This window comes from Melaminivora jejuensis (assembly GCF_017811175.1).
Taxonomy (GTDB): domain Bacteria; phylum Pseudomonadota; class Gammaproteobacteria; order Burkholderiales; family Burkholderiaceae_C; genus Melaminivora; species Melaminivora jejuensis.
This window is the reverse complement of sequence record NZ_JACWIJ010000002.1, coordinates 1,785,028-1,799,560: the sequence shown is the minus strand read 5'-3', so window position 1 is coordinate 1,799,560 and position 14,533 is coordinate 1,785,028. Positions and strand designations below refer to the sequence as shown.

The window sequence follows — 14,533 nt, the reverse complement described above, 5'->3', positions numbered from 1 at the left end:
TTCGTGTCCTTTCGCCGTCGCCGGGTCAGCCCAGTACGGTCTTTGCGACGATCTCGCGCTGCACTTCGTTGCTGCCGCCGTAGATGGTGGTCTTGCGCAGGTTGAAGTAGGTCGAGGCCAGCGGCGCGTTGGCGACTTCGCCGCCAGGGAAGTCTCCTTGCCAGCCGGCCTCCATGGCGTCTTCGATGAAGGGCAGGGCGAACGGCCCGGCGGCCAGCATCATCAGCTCGCTGTAGCGCTGCTGGATTTCGCTGCCACGGATCTTCAAAAGGCCGGCGATGTCGAGCGGGTTCTTGCCGCTTTTTTCCATGGACAGCACGCGCAGCACCAGCATCTCCAGCGCCACGATGTCCACTTCCAGCAGGGCGATCTGGTCGCGAAAGCGCTGGTCGTCCCATACGCCCTCGGTGCGGGCGATGCGCTTCAAGCGCTCCAGTTCGCGCTTGGCGCGGTTCACGTCGGCGATGTTGGTGCGTTCGTGCGCCAGCAGGTGCTTGGCGTAAGTCCAGCCCTTGTTTTCCTCGCCGATGAGCTGGTCGGCGGGCACTTCGACGTTGTCGAAGAAGACCTCGTTGACCTCGCACTCGCCGTCCAGCAGCTTGATGGGCCGCACGGTGACGCCGGGCGACTTCATGTCCAGCAGCAGGAACGAGATGCCGGTCTGCGGCTTGCCTTCGCTGCTGGTGCGCACCAGGTTGAACATCCAGTCGCCGTGCTGGCCCATGGTAGTCCAGGTCTTCTGGCCGTTGACGATGTACTTGTCGCCCACGCGCTCGGCGCGCGTCTTCAGGCTAGCCAGGTCGGAGCCGGCGCCCGGCTCGCTGTAGCCTTGGCTCCACCAGACCTCGCCGCTGGCGATGCCGGGCAGGAAGCGCTGCTGCTGCTCGGGCGTGCCGAAGGCCATGATGACGGGCGCCACCATGACCGGGCCGAACGGCATGATGCGCGGCGCGCCGGCCATGGCGAGTTCTTCCTCGAACAGGTGCTTTTGTACGGCGTTCCAGCCCGGGCCGCCGAACTGCCTGGGCCAGCCGTAGCCCAGCCAGCCCTTCTTGCCCAGCGTCCTGGCCCAGCTCTGGAAGTCGTCCCGTGTCAGGCGCAGGGCGTTGTGTACCTTGTGCGCCAGCTCGGGCGGCAGGTGGCTGCGTACCCACTCGCGCACTTCGGCGCGGAAGGCTTGCTCCTCGGGTGTGAATGCGAGATCCATATGTGTCGCGTCTCCTTTGCAGGCGCAGGTTTTAGCACGGGTGTTCGGCCCAGCCCTGTCCGGGATGGGACAGGCCTGGGCATCACCGGCTTGCCATCACGCGGCAGGCGGCAGGTGTGCCGGCTCGGCTGGGGCGATGCCCAGCTGCTGGCAGACATCGGCCAGCGTGGCGCGCAGGGCGGAGACTTCGGCCTCCAGGGCCTGCACGCGGGCGGACAGTGCGGGGTCTGGCGCGAGTGCCGCAGCGGCGCTGGCCGCCGACTGGTCGGAGGCCGGGGCCGATATGTCCACCGGCCCGCCCAGCAGCTGCGCCCAGCGGCTCTCGCGGGCGCCGGGGGCGCGCGGCAGCAGCAGCGCCAGCGGCCCGCCGCGCTCGTCGCTGCGCTCGGCCAGTTCGTGCAGGAAGGCCTCGACCGAGGAGATGTCGGCAAAGCGGTGCCAGCGCTCGGCATTGATGCGCAGCTCGCCGGCGGTCTGCGGCCCGCGCAGCATCAGCAGCGACAGCAGCACGGCAGACTGCTCGGGCACGCCGACGCCGCGCATGAAGTTGTGCTCCCAGCGCGATACGCGCGCACCACCGATCTCCACCACCAGGGCGCGCAGGCGCAACTCATCGAGCGCCTCCTGCACTTCGGCCTCGCTCAGCTGCATGACCGGCTCGCGGCTGGACTTCTGGTTGCAGCCGGCCAGCAAGCTGTTCAAGGTCAGCGGATAGCTGTCGGGCACGGTGCGCGACTTTTCCATCAGGGTGGCAAGCACACGCGCCTGCACGGGGGAGAGGGGCTGGGTTCGGCTGTCGAATGGCATGGCAAGAGGCAGGCAAAAAGGCGGGTCGAGGGCGCACGGATAATCCGCAGCGATGAAGAACATCGTGATTTTGATCTCCGGCGGCGGCTCCAACATGGCCGCCATCGTGCGCGCCGCGCAGCAGCAGGACTGGCAGGAGCGCCACGGCATCCGCATCGCTGCCGTCATCAGCAACCGCCCCGGCGCCGGCGGCCTGGCCCTGGCGCAGGGGCTGGGCATCGCCACCCAGGTGCTCGATCACAAGGCCTACGCCACGCGCGAGGACTTCGACGCCGCGCTAGCCCAGGCCGTGGCAGCCCACGATCCGGCGCTGGTGGTGCTGGCCGGCTTCATGCGCGTGCTGACACCGATCTTCGTCGAGCGCTTCGCGGGCCGGCTGCTGAACATCCACCCCTCGTTGCTGCCGGCCTTCCCGGGCCTGGACACGCACCAGCGGGCCATCGATGCCGGCTGCAAGGTGGCCGGCTGCACGGTGCATGAGGTCACTGCGGAGCTTGATGTCGGCCCCATCCTGGAGCAGGCCGTGGTGCCGGTGCTGCCCTGCGACAGCGCCCAGACGCTGGCGGCGCGCGTGCTGGAGCAGGAGCACCAGATCTACCCGCGCGCCATCCTGGCCTTCCTGCGGTGCGGCGAGGATGGGCAGGGCGCTGGCGCCAGCTGCCTGCGCTGAACAGTCCCTGGCCCTCACAGGGTGCGCATGACCCGGGCGCTGCTGCCCTCCAGCAGCTCCTGCGCCTGCTCGGTCTGGTGCGAGTCGGTCGGGTGGACGACCAGCGCCCAGCGCCCAGCGCGCAGGGCCGAGCGCACCTGGGCAATGACCCGCACGTGGTCAGGCCGCAGCGTGACCAGGCCGCCCAGCAGCAGGCCGAAGGTGGTGGCAAAGCCGACGATGGCGATGAAGGCCAGCATCGGGCTGCTGGTGACCATGACGTGGCCGCTATTCATCCAGTAGGCGTACAGCAGCAGGCCCAGCACGAAGCCGGCAAAGCCCGCCACCAGGTGGGCGCGGAAGGCAGTGTGGAAGATGCCCGATTGCTCAGGCTCCATCTTGCGACCGAACAGGTCGGCGCGGTGGGTCTTCAGGTCGGCCTGGCTGAGCAGCCGCACCTGGCTGGGTTCCATTCCCGGCAGGCGCAGCACCCGACCAACCATGGCCTCGGCGCTGGCCTTGTCGTCGAACAGGGCGACGACCTTGGTGAGGGATTTCTCGCCGAACATGCCTTGCAGCAGATAGTCCATGGGGTGCTCCTTTCGGTGCCGGCGCCAGCGTCCGGCCTGTTGCTGGGGATGGGGCCAACCCTATGCCGCCGGCCCGGGGCCAGTCGTAGGACGGGGCAGCGCCAGCTTGCCAGCACGCGGGCGCAGCCGCTGTAATGATTCAAAAACAATAGCTGGAAGCGCTTGCTGTACAAGGGTTTGAGCTGGATTTGATATAAATCTTGCGCGGGTTTTCGGGTTTTTTCAGGGGCCTTGCGGCTGCGCTGGGCCTGCTCATGCGGATGGGACAATCGTCCCCATGCACCCCAAAGCCCTTCTGGATACCTGCGCCGAGCTGCTCGGCCAGGTGCTGACCTTCGAGCACCCGGCGGATGCCGTGGTGGCCCGCTTCCTGCGCGCCCAGCGCCAGCTCGGCCCGCGCGAGCGCGCCCTGCTGGGCGATGCCGTCTATGCCGTGCTGCGCAAGAAATTGCTGCTGGAGCAACTGGCGCGCTCGGGCAGCGGCCCGCTGGCGCGGCGCCTGGCCATCCTGGGCCTGGCCGCCGTGCCGGACGAAGCCGGGCCGGGCCGGCAGGGCCGCGCGCGCGAGCTGCTGCAGGCCGCCCTGAGCCCGGCAGAGCAGCAATGGCTGGCGCAGTGCGAGGCCGTGCCGGCGCAGGACTTGCTGGCGCCGCACCGGCACAACCTGCCGCAGTGGCTGGCCGAGGCGCTGCGCGCGCAGCTGGGCGAGCCGGATTTCTGGCAGCTGGCCGAGGCGCTGGGGCAGGCCGCGCCACTGGACTTGCGCGTCAATCTGCTCAAGGCCCGGCGCGAGCAGGTGCTCAAGGAGCTGGAGCAGGCCGGCATCCAGGCCCAGCCCACGCCGCATTCGCCCTGGGGCCTGCGCGTGGCGGGCAAGCCCTCGCTGGCGCGGCTGCCGGCGTTTGCCAGCGGTGCCATCGAGGTGCAGGACGAAGGCTCGCAACTGCTGGCGCTGCTGCTGGATGCGCGGCGCGGCGAGATGGTGGCCGATTTCTGCGCCGGCGCTGGCGGCAAGACCCTGGCCATTGGCGCGGCCATGCGCGGCACAGGCCGGCTGTACGCCTTCGACGTGTCGGCGCACCGGCTTGAGGGCCTCAAGCCGCGCCTGGCGCGCAGCGGCCTGTCCAACGTCTATCCGGTGGCCATTGCCCACGAGCGCGACGAGCGTATCAAGCGCCTGGCCGGCAAGATGGATCGGGTGCTGGTCGATGCGCCGTGCTCGGGCCTGGGCACGCTGCGGCGCAGCCCTGATCTGAAATGGCGCCAGACGCCGCAGACCGTGGCCGAGCTGGCCCGGCTGCAGACGGCCATCCTGGCCAGCGCGGCGCGGCTGGTCAAGCCGGGCGGGCGGCTGGTCTATGCCACCTGCAGCCTGCTGCCCGATGAAAACGAGGCCATCGCCCAGGCCTTCGGCGCGGCGCATGAAGACTTTGCGCCGCTGCCGGTGGCAGGCCTGCTGGCGCAGGCGCGCGTGGCCGATGCGCCGGCCCTGGCCAGTGGCGGCGAGGGGGGGATTTCCTGCGCCTGTGGCCGCACCGGCATGGCACGGACGGCTTTTTCGCCGCCGTGTGGCAGCGCCGGGGCTAGGAGCCTGGGCGGCAGTAGGCGTTGCAGCCGATGCAGCTTCTGCCGCCCAGGCTCCTAGGCCACCTGCGCAGCGCCTGAAGGCTTGCGCTCGGGCAGCGGCACCTGGGCGATCGGGCCGGGGTCGAGCCTATGGCGAAGTCATCCCCTCGCCCTGGAAGGATCGCAACATCGTGGTCACGCGCGAGCCGGTGGGCGTGTGCGCAGCCATCACGCCGTAGAACTTCCCGGCGGCCATGATCACGCGCAAGGTGGCACCGGCCCTGGCAGCGGGCTGCACCATGGTGCTCAAGCCGGCCGAGCAGACGGCCAGCGCCGTGGTGCGCAAGCTGAGCTTCACCGGCTCCACGCCCGTGGGCCAGCTGCTGATGCGCCAGTGCGCCGGCACGCTGAAGAAGCTCTCGCTGGAGCTGGGCGGCAACGCGCCCTTCATCGTCTTCGACGATGCCGACCTGGACGCTGCCGTCGAGGGCGCCATCGCCTCCAAGTACCGCAATGCCGGCCAGACCTGCGTGTGCTCCAACCGCATCCTGGTGCAGGCCGGCGTGTATGAGCCGTTTGCGCAGAAACTCGCCGCTGCGGTGGCCCGGCTGCAGGTGGGCAACGGCATGGACGAGGGCGTGGTGCAGGGGCCGCTGATCGACGAGGCGGCGCTGGCCAAGGTCGAGGCCCTGGTGGCCGATGCCGTGGGCCAGGGCTTCGGCCCGGTGGCGCCGCTGGTGCGCTTCGAGACCGAGCAGCAGGCCGTGCAGATGGCCAACGACACCGAGTTCGGCCTGGCCTCGTATTTCTACTCGCGCGACCACGCCCGGGTCTGGCGCGTGTCGCGGCAGCTCGAATACGGCATGGTGGGCGTCAACACCGGGCTGATCTCGACCGAGGTGGCGCCCTTTGGCGGCGTGAAATTCTCCGGCCTGGGCCGCGAGGACTCGCACCACGGGCTGGACGAATACCTGACGCTGAAATATCTGGCCCTGGGCGGCCTGTAGGCTGCAGGGCCGGGCGCGCAGCCACGACCTGCCAGGACACAACGAAAAAACCGCCAGGGCCTTGAGGGCTGCTGGCGGTTTTTGTTCTGGCAGGGGCCGGGCCGATTACTTCAGCTTGGCTTCCTTGTATTCGACGTGCTTGCGCGCCTTGGGGTCGAACTTGATGATGCTCATCTTCTCGGGCATCGTCTTCTTGTTCTTGGTGGTGGTGTAGAAGTGGCCGGTGCTCGCAGTGGAAACCAGCTTGATCTTTTCGCGTCCGCCTTTGGTGGCCATGGTCTTGCTCCTTGTCAGCTATCAGGCCTGGCCGCGTGCGCGCATGTCTGCGAGCACGGACTCGATGCCGTTCTTGTCGATCAGGCGCAGCGCGGCACCGGACACGCGCAGGCGCACCCAGCGGTTTTCGCTCTCCACCCAGAAGCGGCGGTACTGCAGGTTGGGCAGGAAGCGGCGCTTGGTCTTGTTGTTGGCGTGGGAAACGTTGTTCCCGCTCATGGGCTTCTTGCCCGTTACTTCACATACGCGTGCCATGAGGACACTCCGTTCATTGCAACGGCTGCCTGCCAGGCGGCCCCTGTCAGCCCTGGCACGGGCCAGCGAAGGGGTGGGCCGGCAGCCTCACCTCGCCAGTTTCGAAAGATCGGGTGGCGGTAGCCCGGCTTTTTCCGCAGCTGCCGGCAGTGTCTGCCGCATCAGCCTTTTTCAGGAAAAGCCCGCGATTATAGTCCGGCGCCTGTCCTGCCCTTGAACGGCCTTCGGAAAAAGACCTTCCAGCCGCAGCCCGCAGCAATGGCTGCGCTCCCCCACGGCCCTTGCACCGTCTGACCATGCCTTCTGCTCCCGCCTCCCTGATCGCTGCCGCCGTGCTGGCCGCTGCCGGCATCAGCCATGCCCAGCCGGCCCAGCGCATCGTGGCGCTGCAGCCCTCGCTGACCGAGGCCTTGTGCAGCCTGGATGCCTGCGATCGCCTGGTGGCCGTGGATCGGCACTCGGACTGGCCGGCAGGCGTGGCGGCGCTGCCGCGCGTGGGCGGCATGGCCGATGCCAACGTGGAGGCCATCGTCGCCCTGCGCCCCGACCTGGTGCTGCTGGGCGCACGCAGCCGCGTTGCCGAGCGCCTGCGCGCGCTGGGCCTGAATGTGCTGGTGCTGGAGGCCAGGAGCCATGCCGACATCCACCGCAACCTGGAGGCCATCGCCCAGGCGCTGGGCAAGCCCGGCGCCGGCGAGCGCCTGTGGCGCGGCCTGGACATGCGCGTGCAGGAGCAGCGCCGGCGCGTGCCGGCCGCCTGGCGCGGGCGGCGCGTCTATCTGGAGCTGCACGGCGGGCGCGCTGCCGCCAGCGAGGACTCCTTCATCGGCGAGACGCTGGCGCTGCTGGGTTTGAGCAACGTGGTGCCGGGGCGGCTGGGCGCGTTTCCGCGCCTGGGGCCGGAATATGCGCTGCGCGCCGACCCGGACGTGCTGATCACCACCACCGTGGGCGCCACTGTGCCGCCGCCGCAGCGCCCCGGCTGGCAGGCCCTGCGCGCGGTGCGCGAGCAGCGCTATTGCACGCTGTCCGAGCGGCAGTTCGACGTGGTGCTGCGCGCCGGCCCGCGCATCGACGAGGCGGCCGCCGCGCTGGTGCAATGTCTGCAGGGCCTGACGCCGCCGGGGGCGTGAGCGTTGAGCGATGAGCGCTTTGCGTATCGCCTACGCAGAACGCCCAAGGCAAAACACCCAACGCACAACGCATAACCTCCCAGCCCCCTCAGCCCCAGCCATCCTGCGCGCGCAGATAGTGGGCCTGCCAGGACTGGGCCAGCGCTGCGGCACGGCCCAGGGCGGGCGTGCCGTGTCGAAGTCGATGACGCACAGCCAGTCCGCCCAGGCCGGGCGCGGCGGCTGCTCGCGGGTGCGCCCGTCGGTTAGCAGCCACAGCCAGCGCTGGCCCTGGCGATGGCGGCGCAGCAGGGCGTCGGCATCCTGCAGCGCAGCGCCCAGGGGCGTGCCGCCGCCACCGGCGAGCGGCGCCAGCGCGCCGCCAGCGTCCTGCAGCGCCCGCCCCGGCGCCAGCACCAGGGCGCTGCCGGCGCCGCCAAAGCCCAGCAGCGCGACCGGATCGCGCCAGCGGTAGGCCTGCGCCAGCAGCTCGGCCAGCACACCCTTGGCACGCGCCAGCTGCCCGGCGCGCAGCATGGAGCCTGAGCAATCCAGCACAAAGCAATGCAGCGCCGGCGCGCGTGGCGCTGCGGCACGCCGGTACACATGGGCAGGCATGAACTGCGGTGCTGCGCCGCGCGCCAGCAGGGTGCGCGGCCAGTCGATGGGCTGGCGGCGCTCGTGCTGCGGATGGGTGGCGGGCGCAGCTGCTGCATGGGTGGCCAGGGCGGCACCCGGCGGATTCAGCCCCTCGCGGCCCCGGTGGCGGCCGGGTTGGGCGGGCGAGGGGCTCAGGCTTTTTTTGAATTGCTCCAGTGCAGCGGGCGCAGCGGCTTGACCGGGGCGATGCCGACGGGTTCAGGGGGCAGGGCGCCCCAGTCGTCTTCGGCCCGGTCGCTGCCACTTTGCTCACCCGCCTCGGTGCCGCCTCCCGTGGGCACGTCTGCAGTCGGCGCGGCTGGCCCAGGGGCTGCGGCGGCTGTCGGTTCGGCACTTAGCGCCGCTGCGTCCTCGGGTGGTGGGGTGGGCGGCGTTGCCTGTGCAGGCGCCAGTGGCTGCGCTGCCGAGGGCGGCTCCACCGGCGCGCCGGCCTGGCGGCGGTGGCCCAGCACCAGCTCGGCCACTTCCTGCACATGCCTGGGCAGCACTTCGACCGCGCCCTGCCAGGCGGCCAAGGCCCGCGCGGCGCGCAGCAGCACCAGGTCGGCGCGCAGGCCGTCCACCCGGGCGGCAATGCACAGCTCGCTGACGGCGGCGTGTACGGCGTCGCTCCAGGGCAGGGCGCCGGCAGCGGCGGCCCGGGTGCGGGCGCGGGCGAGTTGCTGCCTCAGCTGCTGCTGGGCGCCCGCGTGGCGGGCGGCAAAGCCGGCCGGGTCGGCATCGAAGGCCAGGCGGGCGCGCACGATGGCCTGGCGGCTGGCGGCGTGCTGCACGTTGTCCAGCCGCACGGCCAAGCCCAGGCGGTCGAGCAGCTGCGGGCGCAGCGCGCCTTCCTCGGGGTTCATGGTGCCCACCAGGACGAAGCGCGCCGCGTGCTGGTGCGAGATGCCGTCGCGCTCGACCAGGTTCAGGCCGCTGGCGGCGGCGTCCAGCAGCACATCGACCAGGGCATCGGGCAGCAGGTTGATTTCATCGACGTACAGCACGCCGCCGTGCGCGCGCGCCAGCAGCCCGGGGGCGAAGCGCACCTCGTGGCCGGACAGGGCGCTTTGCAAGTCCAGCGTGCCGGTGACGCTCTCCAGCGCCGCACCCAGCGGCACGGTGACGAAGGGCGCCGGCGCCAGCAACTGCGCGAGGGCCCGCGCCGCCGTGGACTTGGCCGTGCCGCGCGGGCCTTCGATCAGCACGCCGCCGATGGCCGGGTCGATGGCGGCCAGCAGCAGGGCCAGGGTCAGGCGCGGCTGGCCGGTGATGGCGGCGAAGGGGAAGGGTGGGGGAGGGAGGGCGTCAGGCGTCATGACCGGGTGCGAGGGGGTGGCGGTATTGCTCCTTCCCCTGCTGGGGGAAGGCGGGGATAGGGCCGGCGATGGTCACTCCAGCTGCTCATCATGCGCCAGCGCCAGATCGTCGAGCCGCGCGGCGTAATCCCCCGGCTGCTGCCACAACCCCCGTGCAATCGCCTCGCGCAGGCGCGCCAGGATGTCGGCCAGCGCCTGCGGGTTGTGCTGCGCCAGAAAATCGCGGTTCACGGCATCGAACACATAAGCGTCGGTCACCATCGCATAGTGGTGGTCGCCCACCACCCGCGCCGTGGCGTCGAAGCCGAACAAGTAGTCCACGCTGGCTGCCATCTCGAACGCGCCCTTGTAGCCGTGGCGGCGCACGCCGGCCAGCCACTTGGGGTTGGTCATGCGCGCGCGCACCACGCGGCCGATTTCCTCCTGCAGGCTGCGCACGCGCGGCTGCGCCGGGTTGCCGTGGTCGCCGTGGTACAGCGCCGGCTGGCGGCCCGACAGGTGGCGCACGCTGGCCGCCATGCCGCCCTGGAACAGGTGGTAGTCGCCCGAGTCCAGGATGTCGTGCTCGCGGCTGTCCTGGTTGTGCAGCACGGCATCCAGCCCGGCCACGCGCAGTGCCAGCGCGTCGCCAGCGGCGCTGCCCTCGTCGCTCTGGCCATAGGCGTGGCTGCTGGCGGCCAGCCACGCGGCGCCCAGGTCGGCGTCGCTGTCCCACTGGCCCGAGCGCAGCAATAGCTCCAGTCCGCTGCCGTAGTGCCCCGGGCGGCTGCCGAAGACGCGCCAGCCGGCGCGCCGGCGTGCTTCATGCGTCGGCAGGCCCTGCGCGGCCAGTTGCGCGCTGTCGGCCAGGATGCGCGCGCGGATGGGGTTGTCGTGTTCGTCCTCGCCATCGAGCGCCGCCACGGCCTGCACGGCGGCGTCGAACAGCTGCACCGTGGCCGGGAAGGCGTCGCGAAACAGGCCGGAGATGCGCAGCGTCACGTCCACGCGCGGACGGTGCAGGCCCACGCGCGGGATGACCTCGAAGTCCACCACGCGCTGGCTGCCCGGCGCCCAGCGCGGGCGCACTCCTATCAGCGCCAGCGCCTGCGCGATGTCGTCGCCGCCAGTGCGCATGGTGGCCGTGCCCCAGACGGACAGGCCGATGCTGCGCGGGTAGTCGCCGTGCTCTTGCAGGTGGCGTTCGATGAGCGCGCGCGCGGCGCGCTCGCCCAGCGCCCAGGCGGTCTGCGTGGGGATGGCGCGCGTGTCCACGGTGTAGAAGTTGCGCCCCGTCGGCAGCACGTCGGGCCGCCCGCGCGAGGGCGAGCCGCTCGGCCCCGGCGGCACGAAGCGCCCGCGCAGCGCCTGGCTGAACTGGCGCAGCTCCTCGCCGCCGCAGGCGTCCAGGCGCGGCGCCAGCACCTGCAGCACGCGATCCAGCGCAGCGTTGGTGTTTTTGAATGAAATATGGCTCAAACCCTTGCTGGATAAGCGATGACAGCTATCATTTTTATCAATCTCTTGCTCCAGGCGCTGGTGCAGCAGCTGCGCGGCCAGCAACTCCAGGCGCTCGCGCGTGTCGCCCCAGTGGCGCCAGGGCGCGTCGCTGACTTGCTGCAGCAGCGCCGGGCGCTCTGCCGTGAAAGGCTCGGCGCTGCCGGGGGCGAAGGGGTCGGTGCCGTCTCCCAGCAGGTCGGCGGCCAGCGCGGCGATCAGGCCGGGTGCGCCGTCGGCGCTGGCGTAGCGCGCCAAGGCCAGCAGGGTGTCCCGCCGCTGCACGCCAATGGGGCTTGCGCCAAAGATGTGCAGGCCATCGCGGATCTGCGTTTCCTTCAACTCGCACAGATAGGCGTCGATGCGCTCCAGCACCCTGTCGTCCTCGCCCTGCGCCAGCGCCCCGTCCAGGCCCAGCTCGCCGGCGAGTTGCTGCTGGCGCACCAGGGCCAGGATTTGCTGGCGCAGCAGATCGGCGCGGCGTGCGTCCACCAGCAGGGCGTCGTAGAACTCATCGACCAGGCGCTCCAGCTCCTGCATGGGGCCGTGGTTCTCGGCGCGCGTGAGCGGCGGCATCAGGTGGTCGATGATGACGGCCTGGCTGCGCCGCTTGGCCTGCGCGCCCTCGCCGGGGTCGTTGACGATGAAGGGATACAGGTGCGGCAGGGGGCCGAAGATGGCGTCCGGCCAGCACGCGGACGACAGCGCCAGGCTCTTGCCCGGCAGCCACTCCAGATTGCCGTGCTTGCCCACGTGCGCCACGGCGTCCACCCTGAACACGTCGCGCAGCCAGAAGTAGAACGCCAGGTAGTGGTGCGGCGGGGGCAGCTCGGCGTCGTGGTAGTTGGCCCAGTCCTGCACCTCCAGGGTGCGCGCCGGCTGGATGCCGACGAAGACCTGGCCCAGGCGCAGGCCGGCGATCATGAAGCGGCCCTGGCGCAGCGCGGGATCGGCTTCGGGCGGGCCCCAGCGGGCGATGATGGCGGCTTCCATGCCCGGTGGTAGGGCGGCCAAGCGGGCGCGGTAGTCGGCCAGCGGGTAGCTTTGCAGGGCCGGGCGCAGCGGCCACTGCGTGGGGTCGTTGGCAATGCCTTGGGTCAGACGGCGCATCAGCGCGTCGCCGTCCTCGGGCAGGGCCTCAGTGCCCAGCTCGTGGCCCTCGCGCTGCAGCAGGTGCAGCAGCTGCATGACGGACGCGGGAGTGTCCAGGCCCACGCCGCTGCCGATGCGGCCTTCGCTGCCGGGGTAGTTGGCCAGGATCAGCGCCAGCCGCTTGTCCTGCGGCGCCAGTTGGCGCAGGCGGCACCAGCGCTGCGCCAGGTCGGCCACGAAATCCACCCGGTCAGGCTCACTTTGGTAGCGCACCAGATCGACCTGGGTGTGCGGGCAGCGCTCGGTGCCCGCCTTGAAGCTGATGGCGCGGCTGATGATGCGCCCGTCCATCTCGGGCAGCACGATTTGCATGGCGATGTCGCGCGGGCGCAGGCCCTGGCTGTCTTGCAGCCAGCCGCTGCGGTCGGTGCCGCTGACGATGACCTGCAGCACTGGCGCGTCACCGGCCAGCGCGTCTTGCGGCTGCGCGCCGCCGTCGTGGCCCAGGGCGGCAAAGGCCGTGGTGTTGAGCACCAGCTGTACGGCGTGCTGCTCGCACAGCGCGCGCAGCGTGGCCAGGCACAGGGCGTCCTTGAGCGAGTCCAGCGCCAGCGGCAGCGCGTTCAGGCCGCGTGCGTGCAGCGCCAACGCCAGGTCGTCAAAAGCGGCGGTATTGCCAGCCAGCAAGTGCGAGCGATAAAAGACCAGCGCCACGACCGGCGCGCCCGGGTGCCAGGCGCGCTGCAGGGCGGCCAGCGGGTCGGCGGCTGCGGGTGCCGGATCGTGGGCAGCGAGGGGCTGCGTCCAGGCCGTCGGCACGTGCAAGGCGACCTGCGGCAGTGGGCGCGGCGGCGGTGGCTCGCTGCCGTAGGCCAGGCCATGCCAGGCGACGGCACGCAGGAAATGCAGGGCGTTGGCCGCGCCGCCCGCGCGCAGATAGCGCCACAGCAGCCGGCCGGTGCCCTCGGGCAGGGTGCCTCGCGCCAGCAGGGCCGGGTCTTCGGTCAGGTCGCCCGAGAACAGCGTCAGCGCCTGCCCATGCTGGCGCGCCAGGGCGGCGAGTTGCTGGATGCCGTAGGGCCAGGTGGATTCCGAGCCCAGGTGATCGACGATGACCGCGCGCGCGTGCTGCAGTACTTCGTCGGCGTAGCGATCGAGCGAGGCATTGCCGCGCAGGTGCAGCAAATTGGCCAGGCGCAGGCTGGGAAAGCCGGGGTCGGTCTGCGCCAGCTGCGCGCGCGCGGCGGCCAGCAGGGCCAGCGTGGTGTCGGCGCTGCTGAGCACCACGATGTCGGCGGGGGTCTGCTCCAGGCAGATGACGGCGCTGTCGTCCTCGACGAAGCCGCCGGGGCGGGTGCTCAGCAGGTGCATAGCGAGGGTGTTACTCCCTCTCCCGCACGCGGGAGAGGGGGTGGAAAGCGTTGCTGGACAAGCGCAGACAGCTATTGAAACAGGAGCTATTCACGTCGCGAGCGGCGCCAGCGCGGCACGCACGGCGGCCTCGTCCAGGCCTTGGCCGATGAACACCAGCCGCGTGCGTCGCTCCTCGTCCGCGCGCCAGGGCCGGTCGAAGTGGTGCGAAAAGCGCGCGCCCACGCCCTGCACCAGCAGGCGCATGGGTTTGCCCGGCAGGGCGGCAAAGCCCTTGATGCGCAGGATGGGCTGCTCGGCCACCAACTGCTGCAGCGCGGCGAGCAGCGCCTCGCGCTCGACCTCGGGCAGCGCCACGTCAAAGGACTGGAACTCGTCGTGGTCGTGGTCTTCGTCATGGTCGTGGTGGCTGGCGCGCTCGTCGATGGTGGCCTCGGCAGCGCGCTGCAGGCCCAGCAGTACATCCAGCGGCAGCCGGCCTTCGGTGGCGTGTACCACCTTGACCTCGGGCGGCAGTTCGGCGCGCACCAGGGCCTCGACCTGCGCCAGCGCGGCCTCCTGAACCAGGTCGCACTTGTTGAGCACCACCAGGTCGGCGGCGCCGAGCTGATCCTCGAACAGCTCGTGCAGGGGCGATTCGTGATCCAGATTCGGGTCGGCGCGGCGCTGGGCGTCCACGGCGGCGGGGTGGGCGGCGAACTGGCCGGCGGCGGTGGCCGGCGTGTCCACCACGGTGACCACGGCGTCCACCGTGAAGGTGCCGGCGATCTCGGGCCACTGGAAAGCCTGCACCAGGGGCTTCGGTAACGCCAGGCCGCTGGTCTCGATCAGCAGGGCGTCGATCTCGCCCTTGCGGGCTGCCAGCTGCTGCATGACCGGGAAGAATTCCTCCTGCACCGTGCAGCACATGCAGCCGTTGGCCAACTCGTACAGCTGGCCGGCCTGCTCGCCCCCCGCGCCACCCTCATCGTCGCAGCCGATGCCGCAGGCCTTCAGGATGTCGCCGTCGATGCCGAGTTCGCCGAACTCGTTGACGATGACGGCGATGCGCCGGCCTTCGGCGTTGGCCAGCACGTGGCGCAAGAGCGTAGTCTTGCCGCTGCCCAGAAAGCCGGTGACCACGGTGGCGGGGATCTTGCCCAGGGCCGGGCGGGTGTCTTGGTTCAT

The 14,533-nt window shown here is 70.8% G+C and carries 11 protein-coding genes and 2 pseudogenes; 4 read left to right on the top strand and 9 right to left on the bottom strand.

Features of this window, described 5'->3' with window-relative positions; translation table 11 throughout:
• Positions 1–25: 25 nt before the first annotated feature.
• Positions 26–1,207 carry an acyl-CoA dehydrogenase family protein gene (locus tag IDM45_RS08595; RefSeq protein ID WP_209422464.1) on the bottom strand — a complete coding sequence of 394 codons (1,182 nt, stop codon included), beginning with the start codon at positions 1,205–1,207 and terminating at the stop codon, positions 26–28.
• 96 nt (positions 1,208–1,303) lie between these two features.
• Positions 1,304–2,014 carry a YceH family protein gene (locus IDM45_RS08590; RefSeq protein WP_209422463.1) on the bottom strand — a complete coding sequence of 237 codons (711 nt, stop codon included), beginning with the start codon at positions 2,012–2,014 and terminating at the stop codon, positions 1,304–1,306.
• Between the two features lie 52 nt (positions 2,015–2,066).
• Here IDM45_RS08590 and purN point away from each other — a divergent pair, with 52 nt between their 5' ends.
• Positions 2,067–2,684, top strand: a complete 618-nt coding sequence (gene purN / locus IDM45_RS08585; protein WP_209422462.1) for a phosphoribosylglycinamide formyltransferase — start codon at positions 2,067–2,069, stop codon at positions 2,682–2,684.
• Positions 2,685–2,698: 14 nt separating this feature from the next.
• On the opposite strand, the gene IDM45_RS08580 is transcribed toward purN, so the two are convergent.
• Positions 2,699–3,253: a hypothetical protein gene (locus tag IDM45_RS08580; protein ID WP_209422461.1), complete on the bottom strand. Its 555-nt coding sequence runs from the start codon at positions 3,251–3,253 to the stop codon at positions 2,699–2,701.
• A 277-nt stretch (positions 3,254–3,530) separates the two neighbouring features.
• On the opposite strand from IDM45_RS08580, the pseudogene IDM45_RS08575 reads away from it, so the two are divergent.
• Positions 3,531–4,628, top strand: a pseudogene (locus IDM45_RS08575) (RsmB/NOP family class I SAM-dependent RNA methyltransferase); the annotation flags it as partial.
• A 7-nt stretch (positions 4,629–4,635) separates the two neighbouring features.
• A pseudogene (locus IDM45_RS08570) lies at positions 4,636–5,826 on the top strand (aldehyde dehydrogenase family protein).
• A gap of 105 nt (positions 5,827–5,931) precedes the next feature.
• Here IDM45_RS08570 and rpmG read toward each other — a convergent pair.
• The gene (gene rpmG, locus IDM45_RS08565; protein ID WP_209422460.1) at positions 5,932–6,102 is read right to left on the bottom strand and encodes a 50S ribosomal protein L33; all 171 of its coding nucleotides are present in this window, start codon (positions 6,100–6,102) and stop codon (positions 5,932–5,934) included.
• Positions 6,103–6,123: 21 nt separating this feature from the next.
• A complete protein-coding gene (gene rpmB, locus IDM45_RS08560; RefSeq protein ID WP_091570468.1) occupies positions 6,124–6,357 on the bottom strand; it encodes a 50S ribosomal protein L28 in 234 nt (77 codons plus the stop codon).
• A gap of 296 nt (positions 6,358–6,653) precedes the next feature.
• Here rpmB and IDM45_RS08555 point away from each other — a divergent pair, with 296 nt between their 5' ends.
• Positions 6,654–7,490 (top strand): ABC transporter substrate-binding protein, encoded by an 837-nt coding sequence (locus IDM45_RS08555; RefSeq protein ID WP_209422459.1) that lies wholly within the window; start codon positions 6,654–6,656, stop codon positions 7,488–7,490.
• Between the two features lie 30 nt (positions 7,491–7,520).
• Here IDM45_RS08555 and IDM45_RS08550 read toward each other — a convergent pair whose 3' ends face one another.
• The 4 genes from IDM45_RS08550 to cobW all read right to left on the bottom strand — a co-directional run bounded on the left by IDM45_RS08550 (position 7,521) and on the right by cobW (position 14,533).
• Positions 7,521–8,087 carry a vWA domain-containing protein gene (locus IDM45_RS08550; RefSeq protein WP_233457486.1) on the bottom strand — a complete coding sequence of 189 codons (567 nt, stop codon included), beginning with the start codon at positions 8,085–8,087 and terminating at the stop codon, positions 7,521–7,523.
• Between the two features lie 173 nt (positions 8,088–8,260).
• Positions 8,261–9,427 carry an ATP-binding protein gene (locus IDM45_RS08545; RefSeq protein WP_209422458.1) on the bottom strand — a complete coding sequence of 389 codons (1,167 nt, stop codon included), beginning with the start codon at positions 9,425–9,427 and terminating at the stop codon, positions 8,261–8,263.
• Positions 9,428–9,499: 72 nt separating this feature from the next.
• The gene (cobN, locus tag IDM45_RS08540) at positions 9,500–13,366 is read right to left on the bottom strand and encodes a cobaltochelatase subunit CobN (protein WP_209422457.1); all 3,867 of its coding nucleotides are present in this window, start codon (positions 13,364–13,366) and stop codon (positions 9,500–9,502) included.
• A gap of 90 nt (positions 13,367–13,456) precedes the next feature.
• Positions 13,457–14,533, bottom strand: a complete 1,077-nt coding sequence (cobW, locus tag IDM45_RS08535; protein ID WP_209422456.1) for a cobalamin biosynthesis protein CobW — start codon at positions 14,531–14,533, stop codon at positions 13,457–13,459.

Excerpts from the sequence above, each read along its gene's own strand:
- IDM45_RS08555 (WP_209422459.1), top strand. The coding sequence starts at position 6,654 with ATGCCTTCTGCTCCCGCCTCCCTGATCGCTGCCGCCGTGCTGGCCGCT.
- IDM45_RS08550 (WP_233457486.1), bottom strand. The coding sequence starts at position 8,087 with ATGCCTGCCCATGTGTACCGGCGTGCCGCAGCGCCACGCGCGCCGGCG.
- rpmB (WP_091570468.1), bottom strand. The coding sequence starts at position 6,357 with ATGGCACGCGTATGTGAAGTAACGGGCAAGAAGCCCATGAGCGGGAAC.
- IDM45_RS08590 (WP_209422463.1), bottom strand. The coding sequence starts at position 2,014 with ATGCCATTCGACAGCCGAACCCAGCCCCTCTCCCCCGTGCAGGCGCGT.
- purN (WP_209422462.1), top strand. The coding sequence starts at position 2,067 with ATGAAGAACATCGTGATTTTGATCTCCGGCGGCGGCTCCAACATGGCC.
- IDM45_RS08595 (WP_209422464.1), bottom strand. The coding sequence starts at position 1,207 with ATGGATCTCGCATTCACACCCGAGGAGCAAGCCTTCCGCGCCGAAGTG.
- cobN (WP_209422457.1), bottom strand. The coding sequence starts at position 13,366 with ATGCACCTGCTGAGCACCCGCCCCGGCGGCTTCGTCGAGGACGACAGC.
- IDM45_RS08545 (WP_209422458.1), bottom strand. The coding sequence starts at position 9,427 with ATGACGCCTGACGCCCTCCCTCCCCCACCCTTCCCCTTCGCCGCCATC.
- cobW (WP_209422456.1), bottom strand. The coding sequence starts at position 14,533 with ATGAACCAAGACACCCGCCCGGCCCTGGGCAAGATCCCCGCCACCGTG.
- rpmG (WP_209422460.1), bottom strand. The coding sequence starts at position 6,102 with ATGGCCACCAAAGGCGGACGCGAAAAGATCAAGCTGGTTTCCACTGCG.
- IDM45_RS08580 (WP_209422461.1), bottom strand. The coding sequence starts at position 3,253 with ATGGACTATCTGCTGCAAGGCATGTTCGGCGAGAAATCCCTCACCAAG.